1 protein-coding gene and 2 pseudogenes are annotated in these 2,038 nt (G+C 73.5%); all 3 read left to right on the top strand.

All coding sequences use genetic code 11. The annotated features are described in order from the left end of the window. A pseudogene (locus NH287_RS14970) lies at positions 1 to 758 on the top strand (4-hydroxyacetophenone monooxygenase); the annotation flags it as partial. After that, positions 755 to 1,762: a glucose-6-phosphate dehydrogenase (coenzyme-F420) gene (gene fgd / locus NH287_RS14965; RefSeq protein ID WP_253036245.1), complete on the top strand. Its 1,008-nt coding sequence runs from the start codon at positions 755 to 757 to the stop codon at positions 1,760 to 1,762. The pseudogene NH287_RS14970 and the gene fgd, both read left to right, overlap by 4 nt. Next, a pseudogene (locus NH287_RS14960) lies at positions 1,759 to 2,038 on the top strand (2-phospho-L-lactate guanylyltransferase); the annotation flags it as partial. The gene fgd and the pseudogene NH287_RS14960, both read left to right, overlap by 4 nt.

The following is a 2,038-nucleotide window of genomic DNA, read 5'->3' as shown; positions in this document are numbered from 1 at the left end:
GCCAGAGCGGTCTCGACGACGCGTCGCGGCGGGGCGCGGCATCCGCCCGGGCGCGGCGCGCGGCACTCGCGCACCTGGCCGCGAGCGTGCCCGACCGCGGCCTGAGACGAGCGCTGACGCCCGGGTATCCGTTCGGCTGCAAGCGCGTCGTGCTCTCGGACACGTTCTACCCCGCCGTCGCGGGCGAGGCCGTGACGCTCGAGGCCTCGGCGCTGGCGTCCGTCGCCGGAAACCGTCTCACCGGGGCCTCGGGCGCGGTCCACGACGGGATCGACCGGATCGTCCTGGCCACCGGGTTCGAGACGACGCACCAGCTGTACGCCGGCATCGTGCGCGGCGAGAACGGCGTGACCCTCGCGGAGCACTGGGCGGGCGGCATGAGCGCCGTCGCCTCGACCATGGTCGCGGGCTTCCCCAACCTCTTCGTCATGAACGGGCCGCACTCCGCCCTGCCGCACGCCTCGTCGCTGCTCGTCCTCGAGCGGCAGGCGGACTTCATCCGCCGCACGATCGCGGGCGGCGGCGTGGTCCGGGTCGACGCGGATGCCGAGGCCCGCGCGAGCCTCGATGTCGCCGCACGCGCGGCCGGCACGGCGTGGCTCGGCGGCTGCGAGAGCTGGTATCTCGACGCCCGGTCGGGCGGGGTGGGCGTCCTCTGGCCGGGGACGGTCGCCGAGATGGCGGCGGCGATGGCGGATGCCGCACGCAGCGCCGTGTCGCGGACCGAGCGGTCCGCGCTGACAGGAGGAGCACGATGAGCGTCCCCATCCGATTCGGGTACAAGGCTTCGGCGGAGCAGTTCGGGCCGGTCGAGCTGCTCGAGTTCGCCGTCGCGGCGGAGGATGCCGGGTTCGACAGCGTCTTCATCTCCGACCACTTCCAGCCGTGGATGCACGACGGCGGTCACGCGCCCGCCGCACTGCCGTGGCTCGGTGCGCTCGGCGCCCGCACCTCCCGCATCCTCATGGGGACCTCCGTCCTCACGCCGACCTTCCGTTACCATCCGGCCGTCGTCGCCCAGTCGGTCGCGACCCTCGCGGTGCTGAACCCGGGGCGCATCGTGCTCGGCGTCGGGACCGGCGAGGCGCTCAACGAGGTCACGCTCGGGCTCGACTGGCCCGACCCGCCGGAGCGCTTCCAGCGGCTCAAGGAATCGATCGCGCTCATGCGCGAGCTCTGGGACCACGAGCGGGTCACGTTCGACGGCGCGTTCTGGAAGGTCGAGGACGCCACCGTCTACGACCGGCCGGACCAGCCGGTGCCGATCTACATCGGTGCTGCGGGTCCCGCCGCGGCGCGCCTGGCGGGGCGGACGGCCGACGGGTTCATCACGACGAGCGGCAAGGACCCCGGCCTTTACACGGACACGCTGCTGCCGGCCGTGGCCGACGGCCACGCCAAGTCGGAGCGGGGCGACGAGATCGACCGCATGATTGAGGTCAAGGTGTCGTACCATCCCGATCTCGACGTCGCTCGGGAGCGCACCCGGTTCTGGGCCCCGCTCGCGCTCTCCGCCGAGGAGAAGATGGGCATCCACGATCCGCGCGAGATGCAGCGTCGGGCGGCAGCGCTGCCGATCGATCGCGCGGCCTCGCGATTCATCGTCTCCGACGACCCGGACGAGCACGTCGAGCGGATCGCGGAGTACGTCGACATGGGGTTCCGGCACCTGGTCTTCCACGATCCCGGCGCCGACCAGCGCGCCTTCCTGCAGCGGTACGCCGACGACATCCTGCCGCGACTGCGCCGGAGGTTCGCGTGAGGGATCGCGGCTGGGCGGTGATGATCCCGGTCAAGCCGGCTGCCGCGGCGAAGTCGCGCCTCGGCGACGACGCGCGCCGCGGCGACATCGCCCGGGCGCTCGCCCTCGACACGATCGACGTCGCCACCCGGGCGGCGGGGGTGGCGCGCGTCCTGGTCGTGACGGCGGATGCGGCCCTCGCGGATCTCCTCCCCGGTGGCGTCGAGCTCATCCGGGAACGCGCCGCGACCGGGATCGACGCGGCGCTGGCCGCCGCATCCGCCCGCGTCGGACTGC

The organism is Microbacterium sp. CnD16-F (assembly GCF_024124465.1).
In the GTDB taxonomy this organism is placed as follows: domain Bacteria; phylum Actinomycetota; class Actinomycetes; order Actinomycetales; family Microbacteriaceae; genus Microbacterium; species Microbacterium gawkjiense.
Note: the sequence above shows the minus strand (reverse complement) of the source record. Positions and strands in the feature narration are given on the sequence as shown.

What these genes read in the sequence shown, in the direction of transcription:
- fgd (WP_253036245.1), top strand. Translation starts at nt 755, where the DNA reads ATGAGCGTCCCCATCCGATTCGGGTACAAGGCTTCGGCGGAGCAGTTC.